Raw genomic sequence first — 22,900 nt, 5'->3', positions numbered from 1 at the left:
AAATTAGTCATTACCCACTACTGAACTTCGGCGCTCTAGCATGATTACATCGTACCATTTCCCATTTCGTTTGGCTAATTTTTCGCGTTTGCCAATTTCTACAAAACCTAGGTTTTTACATAGTGTGAGTGCTGATGTATTTTCCTTGAAAATAGATACTTGTAATGTCTAACATTCAAAAACTTCGCTTGTTCGTATAAGTTCTTTTAGCAATTTAGCTCCTGCTCCAACACCTCGATATGCTGCTGACACATATATGACACCTCAGCTACACCACTAAATTGAGGCCTTAAAGACACTGGAAGTAACGCTGCATAAGCTACTACTTGTTTATTAAGGCTAACCACTAACCGACACTGATCATCATTGGCTTGATTCCATACTTTCCAAGAAGGTACTCCTGTTTCGAATGATGCCACACCAGTATCCAGACCTTCGGCGTATATTTGAAGATATACTCCCCCAGTCCAGATGTGTTAATCTCCTTATTTGAAAACCTTGTAGCTCCATCATTTAACAGCAACCGCCCCCTGGCGTACAACTATTTACTTCTTCCGCTGGCTGTGGTACGCCACACAATTCTTTTGCTTTGCAGTCCGTTGATGCTACATGTAACGACAAAATTAATTGATTTCCGTTTGATCTAATTGTAGTTACATCTAGGTTAGCTGTATGAAATTGCGAATTGCTGTATTCAATTTTTACCAAAGAGTTGGACTTAAAGGCTTTTACTTTTGATACGCGTTTTAATATTTGAAGGGCTTTATTGACTGTCATGAAATCTTTTTTTCCTATTTCATCGGGACTTTCCCATAATTGCACTATAGTTTCATCCCAGCTATCGGATTGCCCGCCACAGTCCACACTATCTACATGCACATTTTTTACTTCGGTAATATGGTAATTGGCACCTACTAACATCCCTGGAGCATATTCAAAAAGCAATTCTTTTTCCTGATTTGCTGAAAGTGCATCAATAAATTCTTTAACAATCATAGTTTATGTATTAAAACCAAGCTTTCTTATTCTTGATATAGGTTTCGTAAAATTCTTCATCAGTTTTTGACAGGTAATTAATAGCCTCAATTAAGGCTATCAAAACACTTATTCCAAAAACAAAAAACAATAAAAATTGCCAAAAAACCTGCTCTAGTATACCCTAAATAAAACTTATGGATACCTAGTCCACCAACTAATACAGCTAATATTGCAGAAATTAGCCTTCTATTTTCATCAAAATAGTCCAGCGATTTTGGCGTTGTTTTTAATTGCTCAATAGTTCCTGACATATTGCAATTTAATAAATAGATATTAATTTTAATAACGTAAATAAAAGATGATTTCTCTTTTTTATTCCCAATAAAATTTAAAAAAAGGTAAAAAAAATGACTTTTTAATTATTTTGAAATAATATACCGTTTCCGACATTAAACTTTCCATTTAAAAAGACTCTTTTTCGAATGATACTTTAAACTAAAACAAAACTCTTGCTCATGCAATGATATTTGAGTTTATTAATTTAAAAACAAAAATTTAATTAAGAATGGTAAATAGATAGAATTTTATCCACTATAGTTTGGGCTAACTTTTCTTTACTTTGTACGGTCCAACCTGCTACATGAGGACTCAACAATACATTGTCAAACTCGAGTAATTCCTTGAAAGCAGCTGGCATTTGATTGGAATCAGCAAATAATTTTTCAAAGGAAAGTTTTTCATATTCCAACACATCCAAGCCCGCTCCTAAAACTTTACCCGATTTTAATGCCGCTACCAAATCTTTTGTTATCACACTTTTGCCTCGTGCTGTATTAAAGAACCAAAATGATTTTTTAAATTTAGAAATAAAGTGAGCATTAATCATTTGGTTGGTTAATGGTGTCCAAGGGGTGTGAATGCTTAAGACATCTGTTTTTTCAAAAACTTCATCCAAATCTACTTGCTCTGCATTACTGTCATCGACATCACTTTTAATATCGTAGCATAAGACTTCAACGTTAAAACCTCTTAATTTTTTCGCAAATGCCTTCCCCATATTTCCGTAGCCTATTAGACTTACGGTTAATCCATCTAATTCGATACCCCGGTTAGCTTCCCTTAACCATTGCCCTTGTTTTATTTGACTATTAGCAATGTTCAATTTATTGAATAAACTTAAAATCATACCCAGCGTATGTTCGGCAACCGCATTTCGATTACCTTCGGGCGCTGAAAATAGTTGTATATTTTTTTTTGCTGCTTCATCCAGGTCAATACTTTCTAAACCTGCGCCTACTCTTGCAATAAATTTCAGGTTTTTAGCTGCATCTAAAAATTGAGCATCAATTTTAAAACGACTACGAATAACGATACCGTCATAAACTGCAATTTTATTTTCTACATCTGATTTAGATGATGTATAATCTTCGTCATTTTGAAATCCAGCTGCTTGAAGTTGCTGCTTTAACAAAGGGTGGTTGTTGTCTAAATGTAGTATTTTCATAAGGTGCAAAAATACTAATTTCTAAGTTTTTTTTACCAATCACCTGTAAACTTTAGGCGTGACCACTTTTTGAAACTGAAGCGTTCCTTTGGATTGCACTTTTATTTCTTGATCGATATCATTATTACCAGCTTTAAATGTTAATGTATTTTCACCTTGCTTTAAAGGTACCCGCGTGTAATAAATGTGACTTGGTAGACTTTGCCAATTTCTGGTATCCGCACCTTCGGTTAATGCATTAAACAATCCTAACAATGCTCCCAAATCTTCATTTTGGTTTTTGAGTGCGTATTGCGATACCTTTTTTGCCGCTAACCTTAGGGCTGCTTTTCCTATGTCTCTGAATCTCCTGTCCTTAAGCGTGGTAAAGGCTATTTCTTCGTAATTTTCAGCTAGTTGCATTGGAAAAGACCTTCCTTCAACTTGTATTGTTGCATTTTTATAAAATGCATTACGACGTACATATTTTGGAAATGATATATTAAACACGTCTAAATCAGAGAAATCAGATTTATTATCTCCTCCCGTATCTATTGGCAATGGTAAATCTATTCCTAACTCTTCATTTACAACTGTTACATAACCTACTCTATTGCCTGGCAATATTGTAAAAGTAAAAAAGGTTTGATCTTTATAAGGCACTAGTCCATTTTCCCAAAAAACAACAACTTCATTATCCTTTGAGCCAGATTGATATTTTGTATTTAATTTTTCCTCATAACGAATAACTTGATCTGCAAAACCTATATCCGTAGCTGTTCTTAACAAATCCTGCTTTAATTGATCTGGCACGGCTACCCCCATATAAATACCATTATTTTGTAAGTAAAGATCGACTGCGTTTCGGTATGCTATAAACGCATTATTGATATCTCCCAAAGCTTCATACAATAAGCCTTGCAAATTATGCGCAAAAGCATCGTCCTTATAGTGGTTCTTTTTTCCTTGTGGATATTTTTCATTAAGCTGAAGCAATTGTAAATTGATTCGTTTAGCTTCCACCAAAGCCTCATCATACTGGTTTAAAAAGGCATAATTTAATGCTTTATAGTAATGAATAGCTACTTTTTCGAAATCCTCTCCTTTATAAGTTTCTTTTTCAGGATTGAGTAAAGTTCCTAAAATTTGACTCCCTACTGAACTAACATTAGACTCAATTAAATTATCAGCTTGATTAAATAGTAAGTTACTTGCATTATAATCCCCTTTTAAATAAGAAAGCTTTCCTTTTTCTAATAAATAAAGTAGTTTATTGCGTGGTTTTAATAAAAATTTATTTTTTTCCACTGATGCTAAAGCTCCTTCAATATTACCTTGCTGTAATTTTGCTTGGAAAATTTCACTTTTAGAATTGTAGGTGGCACAGCTAGTTGTAAGTAATACCAACGTTAAAATAGCGGTGTAGTAACCTGAAAATGTAAACTTCAAAATCATCTAAAAAATTATATCTTTTTTGTGTTCGTGTAAGTATACCTCGTTTATTCTCTAAAAAAAAGGCTTTCTGTATCGAAAGCCTTTTTTATATCAACTTATAATAAAAGGTGTAACTTCAAATACAATAGCTACATGTAGCTATTGTATTTGAATATATCCTTCACTTATTGATTTTAATTTTTTACGAATTTTTTTATTTTTTTATCGCCAATCCAAACTTTTTCATTGGTTTGAAGGTGCGTTAATTCTAAATCAATTTGGTAATACACTACTTTTTCTCTTTTATGGGCATCAACTATTGAATTAATATTTCCTTGTAACATATAATCGGCACCAGTTTCAAGTCCGAATTTTTTCATAGTTGATACTGAAGAATTATTTTGTTGATCTGCTCTTTCTGCCCTCAATTCCTCTCGCATTTTTCCTCCTTGCACTACACGTGCTTTTTGTTTTTGAATTAAAGCTTTTTCAATATCCTTGATGAACGTTTCACTTTCAATATGCTCGTGCGATTTATTGCGTACTAAACCAACAATCATTACTGGTTTTTTTCCATTTTTTTGTACAAAATCGGTAATCCAGTCTCCTGTTAAAATTTCTTCTGAAAGTTCCTCTGCGGCTAATCTAGAATCGGTATCATTCCAACGCCCACTAAGATCAATAGTGGTATCAGTTGCTACTCGTGTGATTTTTCGTGAACAAGATGTGGTTATAATTGATAAGCTAAAAGCGGCTGCTACTAGGGTAATTATTGATTTTTTCATTCGTATGATTTCTATCTTAAATTCTTAAGTTATATTTTAATTTATTAGGCAAGATCCTGCAAGACCCAAACCTAGTAAGCCTCCTCCAAAGTAATTGTAATTTCTGAATCGTTGGTGCCTTCCTATAAAATTATTACGGTAACCGTAATTATAAAATCCACCCCAATTGTTATTATTTTCGTAATAGCGCGTGTTTTTAATACGTTCCAATCTACGTTGGTGCCTCCAATATGGTCGTTGCGCTCTATATTGTCTTCTTTGTGATCGTAGCTCTCTTTTTTCTTCTAAAGGATCAATTGCCTTATACGTTTCCTGTACTGTTGTTGATTGTAATAAGGTAAGCTCTTTAGGGCTTTCCATATATTTCTCCATTGCTACTTTATAATTCGGATTTTGATCCTCCGCTAATTTATCAGAATTTTGAGCAGACAACATACAGAAAGACAATGCGCCCAAAAATGTTAGTATATACGTTTTCATATTGCTTGTATTTTAGTTGATAATTAATTAACAATTATTGTACCACAAATAATTTCAAATCCATAAATTAGCTATACCTAGCCTAATTTCTGACAATTTAAAACTACATTCCTGGCAGTACTCCTTGATTTAAATATATAAAAAGATAAGTCACTAAAAAAGATACCAATAATGAAATTACTGCTGGCTTCAAGATTGATTTTCTGTTAAAATTTGAGGTATTTCCAATATATTTTTTCCAAAAGAATTCAATTAATACGATACCTCCAATTACATTTACAAGCATAATGACCCATTGATTCATTTCGCTCCATTGAGCAACTAATCCTCCGATTAACATGAATCCTATAGTTGCAAACAGCACTTTTAGTGCCGTAGATTTTTTATTTAAGGTTCTTAAATTAAGAAACATTAAAATACCACCAAAAATGACTGAAAATAATATGGTAAATCCTAAAACTGCTGTTGGGGAATACAAACTTGGCGTTTCCAAAGGATTATTGATCTCAGGTTTTTGACCCTCTTTTTTTTTACTTTGAGCTTTTTGATCGGACACTTTTAGGTTAGACGTTAATTTTTGAAGCTCACTTTCTTCTTCTGAATTTAGTAATATTCCTTGATTTTTCAATTCTAAAAAGGCTGCTACTCTTGCCTCGTCATGATAAAGCTCTTTTTGAGTAATTATTTTTTTTAATTCTACAGTAGTGCACCCTTTATAAAATTTTGAATATTGATTTTCCCTTTCCATATCTCTTTCCTTATTTTACCTATAAATGTAAAAAATTAAACACTTAGCCCTTTTACCTTTTTAAACTTTTGCAGTGCACTCCCATCAGTCAAACTTGCTACGTACTGACTTATACTAATTAGGCGTAAATATACATCCTCATTCTTGTAATCGAAATGAGCGCCTTCCGCTTTTAAAATTAATTTATCATAAGCTGTTTGACTTTGATTGTGGTAACTTTTTGTTGCCGTGCAATAAGTATCCAACAAGGTATTTAAAATTTGATAGCCTGCAATTTCTTTTTCAACCACCTCATTACTTTGATATATTTTTTTTACACTAATTTTAATGATGTCGCTTATTTGCGCATGATACTTACTTTTGCGCAGTAAGTCCGTAGAAAATTTTCCTGCCAAAATATCTTGTTCATTTTCCAAAAAAATTTCAGCGGCTTCATTAATTAACGTTCCTATAGCCAATGCGCGTAAATAACTTAGACGTTCAGCCGTTGTTGTAAGGGCATGATACTTATTTGTATTAATGCTACGCTTTACTAATTTTATTAAATACTCTAGCGCATAATCTTCTTCGACCAAACCTAAGTTAATACCATCTTCAAAATCGATTATAGTATAACAAATATCATCGGCTGCTTCCACCAAAAAAGTTAATGGATGACGATGGTAACAAATTTCACCATCAACTTTATGAGCAATCATGCCCAAATCTTTAACTAAATCTTCAAAAAAAGAAGCTTCGCTTTGAAAATAACCATATTTTTTATGCGCTATATGAGGTGTTGGCTTATGCGGAAGTGATGCTTTGGGATATTTTAAAAAAGCTCCAAGTGTTGCATAGGACAAACGTAAACCTCCTTGAATTCCTTGTTTTGTTTCATTTAAAATTTTAAATCCATTTGCATTCCCTTCAAATTTAACCAAATCCGTGTACTGTTTTGGTGAAAGCTCATTTTTATACTGCTTTCCATTACCTGATTTGAAGTATTCGCCAATGGCTTTTTCGCCCGAATGCCCAAAAGGAGGATTGCCAATATCATGCGAAAGCGCTGCTGCGGCAACAATGGCACCAAAATCATTAAAATGATACCTGTGTATGGTTTTCAACGCCGGATATTTTTCAATAATTTTTTTTCCAACGATACGTCCGAGTGAGCGTCCAACTACTGAAACCTCTAAACTGTGGGTTAATCGGGTATGTACAAAACTTGTTTTTGATAAAGGAACTACTTGTGTTTTATCCTGTAAACTTCGGAATGATGTTGAAAAAATAATACGATCATAATCCACCTCAAAACCCAATCGGGTTTCATCTTGTTCCTTCCGCAAGCGCTTATTGGTATCTCCTTGCCGCTTTAAAGAAAGAAGTTGTTCCCATTGCATCATGTACTTTTAATTTTTATTGTTTGACTAACAATTCATGCTATTTGTACCGTTTCCAACATTAAATTATCCATTTAAAAATTTAAATCAGAACCAATATAACCGTTAAATTGATATTTGTTAGTACATTTAAGAATCCAAAAATACTATTTAAAACGTTTACTGTTTTTATTGAAGTAAAATTAACTAAAAATAATATATCATCATTTCCTTTACAGAAGTTTGTAGTGTTCCTAACCTCAGATTAATTCATTTAATAGCAAATAGATACATCCAGATCCAGGAATAAAACAATACACCAAAAGCCATGCTTCAATGTAAAACTTTTACCTTTAGTTTAAGCAACCTTTTGAAGCTTAAACAAAAGTTTTACAAAAATCGATATCCTACCGATAGTTGAAAGTTAAAATTGTAAGACCTCTCTTGACCACTTGCGCCTACTCTACTTATACCTGGCACAAAACGAGCTCCTATGCCCCACTTTTCGTCAAGCTCATACCAACCTCCAAGTACAAATCCAAGATCGATTGTTCTTATATCGTTTGTAATAGTTCCTCTACCGTCATCAACTCTTGCCGTTAACAATAAAGAAGGCTGTACCCCTGCCATCGCTTTAAACTTTTCTGCCAATTGATATGTTGCCAATAGCGGAAAATCCATGTAAATAGTTCTGAAACCCCCTGAACTTGTTCCTTTTACTGATAAAATATGCAATTCAGGCCTAAAACCGAACTCACTATCGATTTCAAATTGAGCATAACCTCCCAGGTGCAAGCCAACTCGCAATCCATTATCATCACTAACATCGCTACCAACTACATTGGACAAATTGAAACCTCCAATACCACCAAATTCTATTTCATTTTGACCAAATATACTAGTAGTAGTATTAAAAATCAACGAAAAAAAACAAGAAATTAATAAAATACGCATATAAAAGTGTTTTCCGTATAACTTAAATTATGTAGGAATATTTTTTTACAGTAGCCATAAACCTACATCTATTTTTGACTCCAATTTATCTTCAAGATTATCAGGGAGTTTACTAAAAAAATCAATCCCCAATAAAGATTCAATTTTGTCAGTTTTAACCACAAATTGCTTTAGCTTTCGCGAAGTGGTATGGTGCGGTATCAAAAATGCAATCATTTTTGGACTACCCGATCCGTATTTTAAAATCACTTTGTAAAAGTGTGTTGGCACGGTTACTTGCTCACTACCTATAGTTTTTTTTGAATTGCCAAACACCGGTCCAGTTACTACAAATAACTGCATATCTTTTTTTAACCAGTAACGCACTTTTTTTTCAAGATCATTCCAAATCCCTGCATTAAACTCATGTTTTTGTGGCGAAATGTTTGATGTTAAAAATGTTTCATCATGTGCTTTTTTATTAAAACGTCTGTCTGCCGCTGGGCATAAATGTCCGCGATCGTATCCTGAATTTTTATAATTTCGCCAACTGGCAGAATTTGTTTTTACCAATGGATCTACTTCAAAATAAGGCCTTTTAAAGTCGTTGTACGCGGTATGCTTTTTCAATAGTTCATAAGCTACCCATTCTGCCTGCTCGTGTTTTTCGTTATAAGATAACGTATAATAAGCATGTTCAACAATTTGTCCTGTAGTTGAAGTGGGTAGATAATTAAAACTATGACTTTCCACCGAGTCATTAGTGGATTCCTTATAATCATTGTAATAGTCCTTATCCAATTTTTTTTCAATAAAATAGAATACCACCGTTACTAGCGCGATAAGTAATGGATAAGTGTATTTTTTCATTTGGTTGTGGGTTAATGAATTACATTATTTTACGTTTTCTATTATCAATTATGTCTTCGTAACATAGATTAATCACATCCGCTAAGTCCTAAATTCCAAATTTACAGAACGTTTTTTTGTCTATACTTCACATTTATTTTCTAATGTGTTAAATCTCAAATTTATGGTATAAGACTAATTTTTCTTTATTTTTTCTCCCCTTCCTAAAAGTGTAAAATCTTACCCTGTGAAACATTGATACCTTTTAACCTTTAACATCTAAGGCATCTCTAATTCCATTCCCTAGTAACATAAATGCCATTACTAAAAGCATTATTGCTATTCCTGGAGCAACAGCTAAATACGCCTTCCCCAAGATAATATATGAATAATGATCTTTAATCATTGATCCCCAGCTTGGTACAGGAGGTTGTGCTCCTATTCCCAGAAAGCTCAATCCGCTTTCAATAAGAATAGCACTTGCAAAGTTGGCTGCTGCAATAACTATTACTGGTGCAATACTATTTGGCAACACGTGATACCACAATGTGCGAGCGTGAGAATATCCTAAGGTTATTGCTGCGGTAACATATTGTTGTTGTTTTATACTTAACACTTGTCCCCTGACCACTCTAGCAACTTCCACCCACATCGTTAAACCCACTGCAATATACACTTGCCAAAGACCTTTGCCTAAAGCCAATGTAATTGCAATAACTAAAAGCAAGGTTGGAATTGACCATACTACATTAATTATCCACATGATAACGACATCAATAACCCCTCCAAAATAACCAGCTAGTGCGCCTAAAAGCACACCAATTATTAAAGAAATTAACACCACTATAAATCCAATACTAAAGGATATTCTACTACCAATTAACAACCTACTCAACAAATCACGGCCATATTTATCAGTTCCTAAAATAAATAGACGGTGGTCTACAAAGTTGGCTTCAATTGAACTTTTTGTACTTCCTTTTGGAAAACGAGTTAATAAAATTTTTTTAGGCACCCCTTTTAATTCTTTCCCCGAAGAGTAGGGGTACATAATTACTGCTTTATCAGTAAATTTTAGCTGCTCAATTGGATACTCCCAAGGACTGTTTTTATCCCCAACTAAAAACTTACTTATCAATGACTGTTCTTTACTTATTTCATTAGGCACACTAAGCATTTTCACTTTAAACCCAGGAGGTTTCGAATGAATTGACAAATGCATTTGATTTGCATTTTGAGAATTATCTGGTGCCAATACATATGCAAAAAGAGCAATTAAACCACAAAATATAATAAGTCCTAAACTTAAAACGCTCCAAAAATTAGTTTTAAATTTTTGGAGCGCTAAACCACTCAACGAAGTTGTGCGTTGTTGCATCTATTTTACTTATTGATTATACCCGAAGTACCACTAGCACTGTTTTGAACTAATTTTATATCAGTCAGCACGTTTACTGCCTCCTCTAGATATACATCCTTCACCAAATTTTCATGCCAACGCTTACGTTTTTCTCCTAAAACTGAATCCTTTTCAATTAAAGATACTTCGTAAGGCAACGAACTAAATTTTAAATTTGATTTGTATTCATCAATCTTTTCGAAATATTCCGTTTTATCTTCATTTAATTTTATCTCATTTTTATAACTTGAAAACTTCATGGGGAATTCAGAAATATTTCTTCTTTCCGCAACCCATTTAGCATTTTCATCAATCAGTTGCAACTGACTGTTATTAGCCATTCTTTGTTTACTTTTTTCAATAATGGTTTTGTAATCCATTAAATTAGACCACAAGTTAAAATTTGCTGGCTCAATTTTATCCCAAGGTAGTGGATTGTCCTGATCTTTTTCACCAATATCAATATAGCTGTACCTGTCCGGAACAACGACATCACTTTTCACACCTTCCAACTGAGTTGACCCACCATTAACACGATAAAATTTTTGTGTGGTGATTTTTAAAGCTCCTAAATCGCCAACATCACTACTACGCAACCATCTGTTTAAATCCATGATATTTTGTACTGTTCCTTTTCCATAAGTTTGCTTACTTCCAATAACAATAGCTCGGTGGTAATCTTGCATAGCCGCTGCTAAAATCTCAGAAGCAGAAGCTGAAAGTTCGTTAACCATAATTACTAATGGTCCGTCCCAGGTTATTGAGGCATCAGTATCTTTTAATACTTGTGGTTTACTTTCTTTTGCTTTTACCTGAACGACTGGTCCTTTTTTGATGAATAATCCTGCGATTTCAACAACAGTTTTTAGTGATCCTCCTCCGTTATTTCTTAAATCAATTACAAGGCCATCAATATTTTTTTCTTTTAAACGTTCAATTTCCTTTTCTACATCAAGCGCAGCATTTCGTTGATCGTAATCATCCATATTGAAATAGAACTTTGGTAAATTTATTAACCCAAATTTACTACCATCCCTATCAATTAATGAAGATTTAGCATAAGTCTCTTCCAGCTCAACTACATCTCTAATAATTTCAACATTGTCAATAGTTCCATCTACTTTTCGTAAAGTTAAGATAACTTTAGTCCCTTTTGGTCCTTTAATTAAACTTACCGCGTCATCCAAACGCATCCCAACAATACTTATTGGTTCTGTTTCATCTTCTTGTTTAACTTTTAAAATAATATCACCAACTTCAACTTCCTCTCCGCGCCAAGCTGGTCCTCCAGAAATCACTTCAACGATTTTAACATTCTCGTTCTTCTTCTGCAAACGCGCTCCTATTCCTTCCAGCTTACCTGACATTGAAATATCAAAACGATCTTTATCCTTTGGTGCAAAGTAATATGTATGCGGATCAAATGACTCTACAATAGAATTAATATACACCGTAAACCAGTCTTTTTCATCTAAATCATCAGTAAATTCAAAATATTCTTTTATTGAAGTTAAAGTTAACTCACGAGCCTCAACTTCTAATTCAGCGTCTGTTTTAAACTTAGCATCTTTAACTTTATTTTCTTTATCCTGCGCTTGTTCTTCTAACCTGTCATAATAAGTGCTTAAGGCACTAAATTTTAAACGCTTTGACCAACGCTTGCGCATTTCTTTTTTTGATGAAACATATTCAAGTTTTTCATAATCCGTGTTAATGGATTCATCTTCCGTAAAGTCAAAAGGTTTTTTTAGCAAATCTGCATATACCGCTTTCACTTCATCTACACGTTCCGTAAATCTTTCGTAAGTAAGTTTAAAAAAAGACAAATCCTTATCTCTAATTTGATCATCAATTAAATTTTCATATTTCCTGAATTCATCAATATCAGATTGATAAAAATATCTTTTTTGAGGATCTAAAGATTCTATAAAATCTTCGAATACTTCTTTGGAAAAATTATCATCAACCTTTCTTGCATCAAAATGTGCTTTTTCTAATACAAAGGAAATTAAATCGATAAGTAATTTATTTCGATCAGGGTCTGTATCATTTTTGGGGGTGAAACTACATGAAGCAACTCCAGCCATTACTCCAAACAATAAAATTATTACACTTTTTTTCATTAAAATCTTTCTGTTTTTCCTAAGCTAATTAAAGCAAAGTAAATTTTCTGTAAATTAAAGTTAAATATGAATATACAACTAATAATTGTGCTAAATTTTACAATTGTCATTAGTTTTTTTCCTAAAAGCTTTGAAATAACTATTTAAAATCAACAAATAACCCTATTTAATATATAGTAGCAGCAATATACTTTTTTACTAATTTATTAAATGTATTTTTTTTTAGACATATCGCCTACTACGTATCGTTATATGTAAGACGCTTATTATGGAGTAATATTACATTTTCCGACGTAAAAAACAGTATTTTTACTACACCAAATGATACTTATAATTTAGATGTAATCACACAAAATTTATACAAATAAACTGGCTTAATTCTTAGTATTTTTAATTAAACCTTTTCTAATTTTAAATTATGACAAAAAAAAGACCTTTAATACTGGTAACAAATGATGATGGTATTACTGCTCCAGGAATTCGTACTTTAATTTCAATTATGAATACCATTGGCGATGTTTTAGTAGTGGCGCCTGATAGTCCTCAAAGTGCAAAAGGTCATGCCATAACAATAAGCGAAACTTTATATTGCGATAAAACTAGCATTGATACCGATGCTCCGCAGGAAGAATACAGCTGTTCAGGCACTCCTGTTGATTGCGTAAAAATGGCAACGCATGAAATTTTAAAACGCAAACCCGATCTTTGCGTAAGCGGAATTAATCACGGCTCCAATGCTGCCATAAATGTAATTTACTCTGGCACAATGAGTGCTGCTGTGGAAGCCGGTATTGAGGGTATTCCTGCAATTGGTTTTTCATTACTTGATTATAGCATGAAGGCAGACTTTAGTCACTGCAAGGAATTTATTTTAACCATTGTTAATCAAGTGTTTGAAAATGGTTTGTCAAAAGGTGTAGTGTTAAACGTGAACATTCCTAAACTGCAAGCATCGCAAATAAAAGGAATAAAAGTTTGTAGGCAAGCTAATGCACATTGGGAAGAAGAATTTGACAAACGTACCAGTCCTATGGGAAGGGAATATTACTGGTTAACTGGTAAATTTGTAAACGAAGATAAAGGCGAAGACACAGATGAATGGGCGCTCGCAAATGGATATGTTTCGGTAGTACCTACCCAGTTTGATTTAACGGCACATCACTACATTCAGGAATTAAATACTTGGAATTTAAATGAATAAATACACTATAAAACCTGTATTAATCGGAGTAATTGTTGGGTTTATAGCCACTGCCGTGGGAAGTGTTCTTTGGATAGTTGGTTTTTCAAACATGAGTATAAAAACAACTATTGAAGCTGCCTTTGAAGAAAACTTAATTGGCGCAATTTTAGCTGCAGGAGCGTTACTGAATATTCCCGCTTTTTTCTTGTTTTTAAAACAACACAAGAATTATCAGGCACGTGGTGTAATTATTGCCACATTAATAGTAGCCATGTTTATTGTTTATAAAAAGTTAAGCTAACGTTTGTATGAAGTACTATATTATCGCAGGGGAAGCTTCAGGAGATTTGCATGGTGCTAATTTAATTAAAAAATTAAAAAAGAAAGATCCATCCGCTAACATTAGGTGTTGGGGAGGCGATTTAATGAAGGCCGCAGGTGGTACTTTGGTAAAACATTATAAAGAGCGTGCCTTTATGGGATTTACTGAAATTTTAAAAAATATTTTTAAAATTTTAGGGTTACTTAAATTCTGTAAAAAAGATATTGATTTTTTTAATCCAGATGCGCTTATTTTTATTGACAATTCGGGTTTTAATTTAAGAATCGCAAAATGGGCAAAACCTAAAGGCTATCAAACTCACTATTATATTAGCCCCCAAGTTTGGGCATCTCGCTCTGGCAGGGTTAAAACTATTAAAGCAACTATTGATCATATGTACGTTATCCTTCCTTTTGTTAAGGTTTTTTATGATTCATATGACTACAAAGTAAACTACGTAGGACACCCTTTAATTGATGCCATTGCTAATTTTCCTAAAATAAATTCCAAAAAGTTTAAAAAAGCTTTTAATTTAGATGAGCGCCCTATTGTAGCCTTATTGCCAGGTAGCAGAAAACAAGAAATAACTAAAATGCTACAAACTATGTTAACACTTCCTGATCTTTATCCACAATTTCAATTTGTAATTGCCGGTGCTCCAAGTCATGAGGCCTCATTTTACAAAGCCATTATTGGCAAAAAACCAGTTACATTAATTCAAAATCGTACGTACGAAATTTTGAGTGTTGCCTATTCCGCATTAGTAACTTCAGGTACAGCCACTTTGGAAACTGCGCTTTTTAAAGTTCCACAAGTAGTTTGCTACAAAGGTAGTGCTATTTCTTATGCTATTGCGAAAAGAATTATAAAACTCAAGTATATTTCCTTAGTTAATTTGGTAATGGACAAACCAGTGGTAAAAGAATTAATTCAGGATGACTTTACTGCTGAAAATATAAAAAAAGAATTTGACGTGATCTCCGACCAACAAAAAAGAACTTCATTGTTTTTAGATTATTATGATTTAGAGTTAAAACTTGGAAGCACTGGAGCCAGTAAAAAAACAGCTGAATTAATCATTAAAACGTTGCAATGATAAAAAAAGTTTTAGTCTCAATAGTTTTAATATTCTCATTAGTATCCTGCGGGGTATTAAAAAAAAGTCCTTCTACATATCGAAAATCAGCAAGCCCAAAAGCCCTTCGTGTAGTACATCATGCCAAAGGTTTTATAGGAACGCGCTATAAATACGGCGGCACCACTAAGCGAGGTATGGATTGCTCTGGTTTGGTGTACACCTCATTTGCTAAAGAAAATATCGTACTACCCAGAACTTCAGCTGCCATGTCCACAAAAGGAAGACCCGTTAAAAAACAACAAATTAAAAAAGGAGATCTTATTTTTTTTAAAACAGGCAAATCTTTTAAAAAAATAAACCATGTTGGTGTAGTGTCAAAAGTAAGTGGTGGCACCATTTTTTTCATACACTCAAGTAGTTCAAAAGGCGTTATAGAATCATCACTAAACAGCAAATACTGGGCAAAATCATTCAGATATGCAAAACGCATTTTACCCTTATAATACAAAATTTTAGTTTTTAATAAATTTGAACATGACTATAGCAATTATAGCACACGATGGCAAAAAGGCTGAAATGGTTCAGTTTTTGAATACCCACAAACAAATACTTATTAAAAAAAACGTAGACTTAATATCTACTGGAACTACTGGACAAAAGGCCATAAAGGCTGGATTTACAGTGAATGCACTTAAATCAGGACCTTTAGGTGGCGATGCGCAAATAGCCGCTTTGGTCGCTGAAGATAAAGTAGATATGGTACTGTTTTTTAGGGATCCTTTAGCAAAACACCCTCATGAGCCCGATATTTTTATGCTGATGCGTTTATGTGACGTTTATGATGTGCCTTTAGCCACAAACCCTGCAACCGCAAGTTTATTACTCAAAGGTTCAGAAATCTAAATAGCAATATCATTACTAACAAAGCAAAAAAAAACTAGTTTAAATACTAGTCTTTTTTTACTCTTTAACAATTATCTCACAATACTAGTGATCGTGTTTTATTTTTTTAGCGGCATCATTTGCTGCTTTTTTTGTAGCATCAACTGCATTGTTGGTTGCATTTTTTGCAGAATTTGCCGCATTACTTGCAGCATTTTTAGTAGCATCAACAGCATTCCCTGCTGCATCTTTTGCCGAATTCACTGCATTATTAGTTGCATCTTTTGCTGAATTCGCTGCATTACCAGCTGCGTCTTTTGCGGAATTTACTGCATTACCAGCAGCATCAACAGCGTTGCCTGCAGCATCTTTAGCTGAATCCAATGCGTTACCAGCCGCATCAACTGCATTGCCTGCTGCATCTTTAGTTGCATCTGCTGCATTTTCAATAGCGTTTCCAGCGGCATCAACTGCATTTCCCGTAGCTTCTTTAGTCGCATTAGCTGCATTTTCAACTGCATTACCTGCATCGTTAGCAGCTTCTTCGGCATTCTTTGCCGTTTCTCTACATGAGGTAGCAAACATTAAAGATAATGCCGCTAATCCTAAAATTAATTTTTTCATTAGGGTAAGTGTTAGATATTAGTTTATCAAATATAGTATTTTTAAAAACCAAAAAATTAACACAAGGTTAAAAAAACCTATATTATCTATCAAAAACTAAATTAGTCTTCAAAATACATGACTAAAACAAAAAATTCATTTTATTAAACTCAATATACCCTCGCAGTATTGGTTTTAGTTATTAACAACTAGTTTTAAATAACGAATTATTTGGTCACTATCAATCAACACTTGATAGTCGCTTACCTTTAATACTTGTAACCCTAATTTAGGAATATGGACCAATTTCATTTCCTCATTACTTTCCAAATCATCATTAGTAAATGAAAATGAACCCAATTGAATTCCCAATTTTAATTTTTCTGAAAAGAAATCAAAATTAAATATATCAATCTCACTATTTTTCTTGATATCAAAGTCAGCCAGCTCGCTTGCTTTTATCCTATTTTCCAATTTTACGGAAGCCTCAGATAAACTATTTAATGCATATTTGATCTTATGTTTTGTGGTAGTAAATGGAATAGTAGTTGACATAATTAAATAACATGAATTGGAAATATTACAAATATATGGATTATTTCCAATTTAAAACTTAAATCGTATTCTATTTGGATTTAATCCATTTTTAGTATTTTTGACTTATGGAAGACTCAAATACTATTGCAGCAAAACGATTCAAACAAATAAGAAAAAACAATGGTGCTACGCAAAAAGAATTTGCCGGGTTACTAGACATTAAAAACAATATTGCTGATATAGAACGTGGTCGAACAAAAATAACTGGTTATACTCTCGTAAAATTAATCCAACAATGTAATATTAACCCATTATGGCTTTATGGTTTTAGCGCCATTAAAAATATGAATGCCTTACAAGCTGATGTTACTCCTAAAGTAATCACATTAAATTCAGAAAAAAATGAAAATATGGTGCTTGTAGACGCTAAAGCTGCTGCTGGATATCCCACCAATATTCAGGACAGGCATTGGTTTACCGAATTACCCGCTTTTGATTTTCCCTTACCCCAGTATAGGAATGCCTCATTCAGAGGTTTTCAAGTACAAGGAGACAGTATGTATCCCAATTTAAAACCAAATGAATGGGTGATCGCTAAAGGCATGGACACACTCAATGATTTGAGTAATAAACGCATTTGTGTAGTGGTTTTAAAAGACAGTATTTTAGTTAAGGAACTACACAAACAACCAGGTAGCAGTTTAGTAGAATTAATTTCTTTAAATCCTTCGTACCCTAAAATCACTATTGATAGTCATGAAATACAGGAAGTATGGGAAGTGACTAGCAAACTTAGTTTTGATATTCACTCCATTGGTGAAACTGCAACCATTCATGAATTACAGCTAGCTATGCAGCGATTAACAAGTGAAGTGAATTCGTTAAAAAATAAATAGTAATTTTTATAAACCCCAACTGATACCATATCGAACATTATATTCATAAAAAAGCTACCTCAAGGGTAGCTTTTTTCTATTTTCCAAAACTGTTGTATTAAAAATCCCAGCTTTTATATCCATTTTTATATACTTCAAAAACGTAATCCCCTTCGGTTAACAAAATAAACATTAAGTAACATATTAAAAAAATCCCTGTCCAAACAACAGATCTACGCAATCCTTTTGTTTCACCTTCCATGTGCATAAATGCCCATGTAATTAAGTACGCCTTGTATAACGTTAGTATTATAAAAATCCAGTTTAGCAATTTCATAAATGCAACTTTTGCATTCAACGCTTCTGGTTTAATAATTCCCAATATCACTTCTACAATAGTTACTATTGATAAAATAGTGAATACTTTCCAAATTCTTTTGGTATTCGATTCGTGGTGTCCTACTTCGTGTGCCATTTTTACTTTACTTAAAACTTTAACAATTAAACTAGGTAGAAGAATGTAAATACAAATACCCAAACTAGATCGACAAAGTGCCAATATAAACCAACTTTTTCAACCATTTCGTAGCTTTTTCGCTTTTCATAAGTACCCATTAATACATTAAAAAATATAATAATATTAAGCACAATCCCTGAAAATACATGAAATCCGTGAAATCCTGTAATAAAGAAAAAGAAGTTTGCAAACAAAGTACTTCCATACTCGTTTTTAATTAAGTTAGCCCCTTCAACTACTCCCACTACACTATTAGTCAGTTTATCCATTGAAGCTTCTCTGGACAACACTGTCTTTTTGCCATCTTCGGTTAATATTTGAGTTCTTATTAACAAATCAGAACGTTTTTTAAAACCGCTAACTACATCATCTACCGTATAAGTTGGCAATTCTTTTTCTCCGTAAAACCAAATTCCGTTTTTATTTTGGTGTTGCTCTCTTACAATAGGAGCCGCAGTAACGAAATCAGACAATTTAACTCTGTGTCCATCTTTATCTACAAACTGTAAAATTTGACCACCTTTAGTTTCTACTGCACCGTACTCTCCTTTGATAAAATTTTTCCATTCCCAAGCTTGAGAACCAACAAAAATGATACCCCCAATAATGGTTAAGAACATGTAAATAACTACTTTATTCTTTTTCATTTGATGTCCCGCATCCACGGCTAATACCATAGTTACAGAAGAGAAAATTAAGATAAACGTCATTAAAGCCACATAATACATTGGCGCATCCACTCCATGTAAAAAAGGAAAGTGATTAAATACCTCATCAGCAATTGGCCATGAATTTATAAACTTAAAGCGCGAAAAACCATAAGCGGCTAAAAATCCTGAAAATGTTAAGGCATCAGACAATATGAAAAACCACATCATCATTTTACCGTAGCTCACTTTTAACGGCTGACTATCGCCGCCCCAAGCGTTACCTTCAGTACCTGTTTTAATAACAGTTGTATCCATAAGTAATTTTACTAGTTATATTAGTTTATTATTCGACAAAAGTAAGGAATTTTATTATCTCATGAAATATAAAAAGCAAAAGAGACATACCCAAAGTACGTCCACAAAATGCCAGTACATTCCTGCCAAAGTAATCCCTAAGTGATTGTTTTTATTGTATTTATTTTTCAAGTGATTCATAATGGTTACCGTAAGTACCAACAAACCACCAATTATATGCAATAAATGTACAAAAACAATAATGTAAATAAATGACGTTTTTACATTTGATGCTCCACCTGTTGGGTGCAAATTCAAATTCAAAATCTCGCCAAAACCTTTAAATTGCAGCCAAATGAATAATCCACCAGTTATAAATGTGGCCAATAGCATTATTGTCGCTAACTGATTGTTCTCATTTATAATCGACTTTTTGGCCAAATGAAAACACACACTACTTAAAAATATAGTGGCTAAACTTACAACAAATACGTTTGGCAATTCAAAATCTATTAACCAATCCTCACGTTTGCTACTCACAATGTACGCACTCAATAGCCCTGCAAATGTCATAAACATACTAATCATTGCAAACCACATCATGCTCACTTTGGCACGCTCATTTTTCTCCTTAAATGTTCCTTCTGTTAAATCCATTGCATAATAAATTTATCCGCTACATATATAATTTGCAAAACACTTATATAAAGCACACTTACTAACATCAGCTTTTTTGCAGCTTGACTAGTACGTACTTTATATAGATTGATTGCCTCCTTAAGCATATACATGCCTAAACCAAAAACTAAAACACCCGAAACAACGCTAATGTGCAATTCCCCTGTTTTGCCGAACACCGGTATAAGAGAACAAGCTATTGTCCAAATGGTATAAATAATAACCTGCACTGCAGTTGTTTTATCTTTTTTTCCCGTAGGAAGCATAAAAAAACCTCCTTTTTTATAGTCGTCATACAAAAACCAACCAATAGCCCAAAAATGAGGAAACTGCCAAAAAAATTGAATCATAAATAGCGTACCTGGTTCAATACCAAACTCCCCCGTAGCCGCTACCCAACCTAACATAAAAGGAATTGCTCCTGGTATGGCACCTACAAAAACTGCTAATGGAGTTTTTGTTTTTAAAGGGGTATACAAACTAACATAACAAAATATAGAAATTGCTCCAAACATGGCGGTCTTTGGATTTAAGTAATACAACATACTTAAACCAATAGCCGTAAGCACAACAGCTATAGTAAAAGCCGTATTGACCGACATGCGCCCCGAAGGGATTGGCCGATTTTGGGTACGTTTCATTAACGCATCTAAATCACGCTCAATAATTTGATTAAATGCATTGGATGCCCCAACCATACAATACCCTCCGATGGTTAATACCAATAGTTCAGAAAAAATTACCGTATCGGCAGCTAGTAAATAACCTGCTATAGCAGAAAAAACAACGCTTACTGCTAAACGAACTTTGGTAATTTCCTTAAAGTCGGTAACAAAAGAAACTTTGGCTTTTTGGATTTCAACTACACTCAAAATTGGCGATTATTAGGTCATTTTTTTGAGGTGCAAAGATAGCCCATAAAAACCTTACCCACAATATTTCTACAAGGTATTAACAATTGTGACACTTTGGTTGTTTGCCAAAACAAAAAAGACCACCATATTGGTAGTCTTTTTTCATTTTCAACAAAATAGAAATTAATCTTCTACTCTAAACGTTATTGGTAAATTATACAATACACCAACTGTTTTATCTCTTTGTTTTCCTGGCTTCATTTTAGGTAATAATGAAACAACACGTTGTGCTTCTTTCATCAATTTTGGATGTGGCGCTCTTGCTCTTACATCAACAATATCACCTTTTTTATCAATTTTAAACATTACAAAAATTCGCTGTACTCCTGACAATCCAAGTTCCGAACCTAAATCAGTATTGAATTTACGATTCACAAACTTTTGGATCTTTTTTTCCATACATGCTTTTTTTGCCGAGTTCCCTCTTTCCTTTTCGCACCCTGGAAATGTTGGTGATTCTGAAATTAAAGCAAATGGCACATCACCAATCTCTTCCTCGCCATCACCTTCATCAGCAGTAAAGTCAGGCACTTCATCAGGGATATCTTCCTCCTCTTCTACATCAGTTTCTTCAAAAACAGTTTCTGGCTCTGGCTCTTTATCATCAATTACTTCAATAATTTCGATAGATGGTGGCGGTGGCGGTGGCGGTGGTGGTTTTCTAAAAACCATTTTTGTGATAGGAATATCCTCTTCTTCTTCTACAACAAGTTCAAACTCCTCTTCTTCTATTATTTGACGGTCGTAGGTTTTATATTCAATACCTCCCCAAGTCAATAACAGAACCACTATTAAGCCTACCTGAAAAAAAAGCGTGCTTTTGCTCCTTAAGTCAGCTTTTGGATTCTTTTTTAAATTCATAAGATCTATTCGTTAGTCGTGAGTAAAAATAGCTAAATTATTAGCTATTTAAAAAATCTAATACCCACTTTTTTTATTAAAACTAAATATTTTATTGATAAACGCATAATAAGTAATCCTAAAGCTGCTCCTAATGTATTTGCAAGCATATCCAACACATCGAACTGCCTGTATGATGTTAATCCCCATTGCGCAAATTCCATAAAGACTCCTAAAACTACAGCTATAAAAAAGGCTTTTACTAATTGTTTTACAAAGCCTACTTTGGATTCCTCTGAAGTTTTACTATTTAAATACGCTCCCCATATAATTACAAAAACCATGTAAGCTGCAGCATGTGCATATTTATCACTATTTGGAACTCCATCTGGAAATACATGAATAACAAATTTTGCCAACGAAGCTACTACAATAAAAATCCCATAGCTGTAAGCAAGAATCGCTAATGCATTACGCATTTACTAAAGCTTTATAATCTTCAGCACTCATAAGACCATCAATTTGCCTTGAATCGCTTATTTTAAGTTTAATCATCCAACCTTTGCCATATGGATCTGTATTTACAAGTTCTGGATCATCCTCCAAACCTTCATTGAATTCAATAATTTCTCCCGAAAGGGGCAAGAATAAGTCTGATACTGTTTTTACCGCTTCAACACTGCCAAAAACTTCATCCTGATCTAAGGTTTCATCAACTGTTTCCACTTCAACGTATACGATATCTCCTAATTCGCTTTGTGCGAAGTCAGTGATACCAATAATTGCTACATCTCCATCAATGCTCACCCATTCGTGTTCCTTTGTATATTTTAATTCTGAAGGAAATTCCATAAAAAAGCTTTAAATTATTTTTAATTGATAACAAATCAACTGTAGTATACCTACTAAGTCGACACTGCAAATTAAACATTATAATAATTTATTTAAACAACTATT

29 protein-coding genes are annotated in these 22,900 nt (G+C 33.4%); 6 read left to right on the top strand and 23 right to left on the bottom strand.

Annotated features, from left to right (window positions below):
- Positions 1–3: 3 nt before the first annotated feature.
- The 14 genes from GMC_RS22860 to GMC_RS18525 all read right to left on the bottom strand — a co-directional run bounded on the left by GMC_RS22860 (position 4) and on the right by GMC_RS18525 (position 12,570).
- Entirely contained in the window at positions 4–153 is a 150-nt protein-coding gene (locus GMC_RS22860) for a GNAT family N-acetyltransferase (RefSeq protein WP_157998125.1), read from the bottom strand.
- Positions 154–206: 53 nt separating this feature from the next.
- Positions 207–419, bottom strand: coding sequence for a GNAT family N-acetyltransferase (locus GMC_RS20375; RefSeq protein WP_010520386.1), 213 nt, complete (start codon positions 417–419; stop codon positions 207–209).
- A 94-nt stretch (positions 420–513) separates the two neighbouring features.
- Entirely contained in the window at positions 514–996 is a 483-nt protein-coding gene (locus GMC_RS18535; protein ID WP_010520385.1) for a DUF6428 family protein, read from the bottom strand.
- Between the two features lie 86 nt (positions 997–1,082).
- On the bottom strand, positions 1,083–1,289 hold the full coding sequence (locus GMC_RS18530; protein WP_010520384.1) for an NINE protein: 207 nt from the start codon (positions 1,287–1,289) through the stop codon (positions 1,083–1,085).
- A 248-nt stretch (positions 1,290–1,537) separates the two neighbouring features.
- Positions 1,538–2,482 carry a 2-hydroxyacid dehydrogenase gene (locus GMC_RS0101015; RefSeq protein WP_029489532.1) on the bottom strand — a complete coding sequence of 315 codons (945 nt, stop codon included), beginning with the start codon at positions 2,480–2,482 and terminating at the stop codon, positions 1,538–1,540.
- 39 nt (positions 2,483–2,521) lie between these two features.
- A complete protein-coding gene (locus tag GMC_RS0101010) occupies positions 2,522–3,916 on the bottom strand; it encodes a COG3014 family protein (RefSeq protein WP_010520382.1) in 1,395 nt (464 codons plus the stop codon).
- 173 nt (positions 3,917–4,089) lie between these two features.
- Entirely contained in the window at positions 4,090–4,680 is a 591-nt protein-coding gene (locus GMC_RS0101005; protein ID WP_010520381.1) for a penicillin-binding protein activator LpoB, read from the bottom strand.
- Between the two features lie 36 nt (positions 4,681–4,716).
- Complete coding sequence (locus tag GMC_RS0101000) at positions 4,717–5,160, bottom strand: hypothetical protein (protein WP_010520380.1); 444 nt, start codon at positions 5,158–5,160, stop codon at positions 4,717–4,719.
- 103 nt (positions 5,161–5,263) lie between these two features.
- A complete protein-coding gene (locus GMC_RS0100995; RefSeq protein ID WP_010520379.1) occupies positions 5,264–5,908 on the bottom strand; it encodes a DMT family transporter in 645 nt (214 codons plus the stop codon).
- A 35-nt stretch (positions 5,909–5,943) separates the two neighbouring features.
- Positions 5,944–7,287, bottom strand: a complete 1,344-nt coding sequence (locus GMC_RS0100990; protein WP_010520378.1) for a deoxyguanosinetriphosphate triphosphohydrolase — start codon at positions 7,285–7,287, stop codon at positions 5,944–5,946.
- 369 nt (positions 7,288–7,656) lie between these two features.
- Positions 7,657–8,220 (bottom strand): porin family protein, encoded by a 564-nt coding sequence (locus GMC_RS0100985; protein ID WP_010520377.1) that lies wholly within the window; start codon positions 8,218–8,220, stop codon positions 7,657–7,659.
- 45 nt (positions 8,221–8,265) lie between these two features.
- Positions 8,266–9,069, bottom strand: a complete 804-nt coding sequence (locus GMC_RS0100980; RefSeq protein ID WP_010520376.1) for a DNA/RNA non-specific endonuclease — start codon at positions 9,067–9,069, stop codon at positions 8,266–8,268.
- Between the two features lie 244 nt (positions 9,070–9,313).
- Positions 9,314–10,426: an ABC transporter permease gene (locus GMC_RS0100975; RefSeq protein ID WP_010520375.1), complete on the bottom strand. Its 1,113-nt coding sequence runs from the start codon at positions 10,424–10,426 to the stop codon at positions 9,314–9,316.
- Between the two features lie 5 nt (positions 10,427–10,431).
- The gene (locus tag GMC_RS18525) at positions 10,432–12,570 is read right to left on the bottom strand and encodes a carboxy terminal-processing peptidase (protein ID WP_010520374.1); all 2,139 of its coding nucleotides are present in this window, start codon (positions 12,568–12,570) and stop codon (positions 10,432–10,434) included.
- A gap of 418 nt (positions 12,571–12,988) precedes the next feature.
- Here GMC_RS18525 and surE point away from each other — a divergent pair, with 418 nt between their 5' ends.
- Genes surE through GMC_RS0100945 form a run of 5 tightly spaced genes read left to right on the top strand, consistent with a single transcriptional unit; the run spans position 12,989 to position 16,056 of the window.
- Positions 12,989–13,771, top strand: coding sequence for a 5'/3'-nucleotidase SurE (gene surE / locus GMC_RS0100965; protein WP_010520373.1), 783 nt, complete (start codon positions 12,989–12,991; stop codon positions 13,769–13,771).
- The gene (locus GMC_RS0100960) at positions 13,764–14,054 is read left to right on the top strand and encodes a hypothetical protein (protein WP_010520372.1); all 291 of its coding nucleotides are present in this window, start codon (positions 13,764–13,766) and stop codon (positions 14,052–14,054) included. Before surE ends, GMC_RS0100960 begins: the two co-directional genes overlap by 8 nt.
- Before the next feature lie 7 nt (positions 14,055–14,061).
- Positions 14,062–15,171, top strand: coding sequence for a lipid-A-disaccharide synthase (lpxB, locus tag GMC_RS0100955; RefSeq protein ID WP_010520371.1), 1,110 nt, complete (start codon positions 14,062–14,064; stop codon positions 15,169–15,171).
- Entirely contained in the window at positions 15,168–15,656 is a 489-nt protein-coding gene (locus GMC_RS0100950) for a C40 family peptidase (RefSeq protein ID WP_010520370.1), read from the top strand. Before lpxB ends, GMC_RS0100950 begins: the two co-directional genes overlap by 4 nt.
- Positions 15,657–15,687: 31 nt before the next feature.
- Entirely contained in the window at positions 15,688–16,056 is a 369-nt protein-coding gene (locus GMC_RS0100945; protein ID WP_010520369.1) for a methylglyoxal synthase, read from the top strand.
- A gap of 84 nt (positions 16,057–16,140) precedes the next feature.
- Here the strand turns inward: GMC_RS0100945 and GMC_RS0100940 are convergent, their stop codons facing one another.
- Together GMC_RS0100940 and GMC_RS0100935 are read right to left on the bottom strand one after the other, a co-directional pair.
- Complete coding sequence (locus GMC_RS0100940; protein ID WP_010520368.1) at positions 16,141–16,659, bottom strand: hypothetical protein; 519 nt, start codon at positions 16,657–16,659, stop codon at positions 16,141–16,143.
- A gap of 174 nt (positions 16,660–16,833) precedes the next feature.
- A complete protein-coding gene (locus GMC_RS0100935) occupies positions 16,834–17,193 on the bottom strand; it encodes a DUF559 domain-containing protein (RefSeq protein WP_010520367.1) in 360 nt (119 codons plus the stop codon).
- A 107-nt stretch (positions 17,194–17,300) separates the two neighbouring features.
- On the opposite strand from GMC_RS0100935, the gene GMC_RS0100930 reads away from it, so the two are divergent.
- Positions 17,301–18,071 (top strand): XRE family transcriptional regulator, encoded by a 771-nt coding sequence (locus GMC_RS0100930; RefSeq protein ID WP_010520366.1) that lies wholly within the window; start codon positions 17,301–17,303, stop codon positions 18,069–18,071.
- A 97-nt stretch (positions 18,072–18,168) separates the two neighbouring features.
- Here the strand turns inward: GMC_RS0100930 and GMC_RS0100925 are convergent, their stop codons facing one another.
- The 7 genes from GMC_RS0100925 to gcvH form a co-directional block, all read right to left on the bottom strand.
- Entirely contained in the window at positions 18,169–18,525 is a 357-nt protein-coding gene (locus GMC_RS0100925; RefSeq protein ID WP_010520365.1) for a cytochrome C oxidase subunit IV family protein, read from the bottom strand.
- A 26-nt stretch (positions 18,526–18,551) separates the two neighbouring features.
- On the bottom strand, positions 18,552–19,532 hold the full coding sequence (locus GMC_RS0100920) for a cytochrome c oxidase subunit 3 (protein WP_010520364.1): 981 nt from the start codon (positions 19,530–19,532) through the stop codon (positions 18,552–18,554).
- 54 nt (positions 19,533–19,586) lie between these two features.
- Positions 19,587–20,168: a cytochrome c oxidase subunit 3 gene (locus GMC_RS0100915; protein WP_010520363.1), complete on the bottom strand. Its 582-nt coding sequence runs from the start codon at positions 20,166–20,168 to the stop codon at positions 19,587–19,589.
- Entirely contained in the window at positions 20,159–21,061 is a 903-nt protein-coding gene (cyoE, locus tag GMC_RS0100910; RefSeq protein ID WP_010520362.1) for a heme o synthase, read from the bottom strand. Before cyoE ends, GMC_RS0100915 begins: the two co-directional genes overlap by 10 nt.
- Before the next feature lie 165 nt (positions 21,062–21,226).
- Positions 21,227–21,964, bottom strand: coding sequence for an energy transducer TonB (locus GMC_RS0100905; protein ID WP_010520361.1), 738 nt, complete (start codon positions 21,962–21,964; stop codon positions 21,227–21,229).
- Positions 21,965–22,008: 44 nt separating this feature from the next.
- Entirely contained in the window at positions 22,009–22,422 is a 414-nt protein-coding gene (locus GMC_RS0100900; RefSeq protein ID WP_010520360.1) for a VanZ family protein, read from the bottom strand.
- The gene (gene gcvH, locus GMC_RS0100895; protein WP_010520359.1) at positions 22,415–22,795 is read right to left on the bottom strand and encodes a glycine cleavage system protein GcvH; all 381 of its coding nucleotides are present in this window, start codon (positions 22,793–22,795) and stop codon (positions 22,415–22,417) included. Before gcvH ends, GMC_RS0100900 begins: the two co-directional genes overlap by 8 nt.
- Between the last annotated feature and the right edge of the window lie 105 nt (positions 22,796–22,900).

It is taken from the genome of Aquimarina agarivorans (assembly GCF_000218485.1).
In the GTDB taxonomy this organism is placed as follows: domain Bacteria; phylum Bacteroidota; class Bacteroidia; order Flavobacteriales; family Flavobacteriaceae; genus Aquimarina; species Aquimarina agarivorans.
The sequence above is the reverse complement of the archived record's forward strand: the minus strand, read 5'-3'. Positions and strand labels throughout refer to the sequence as shown.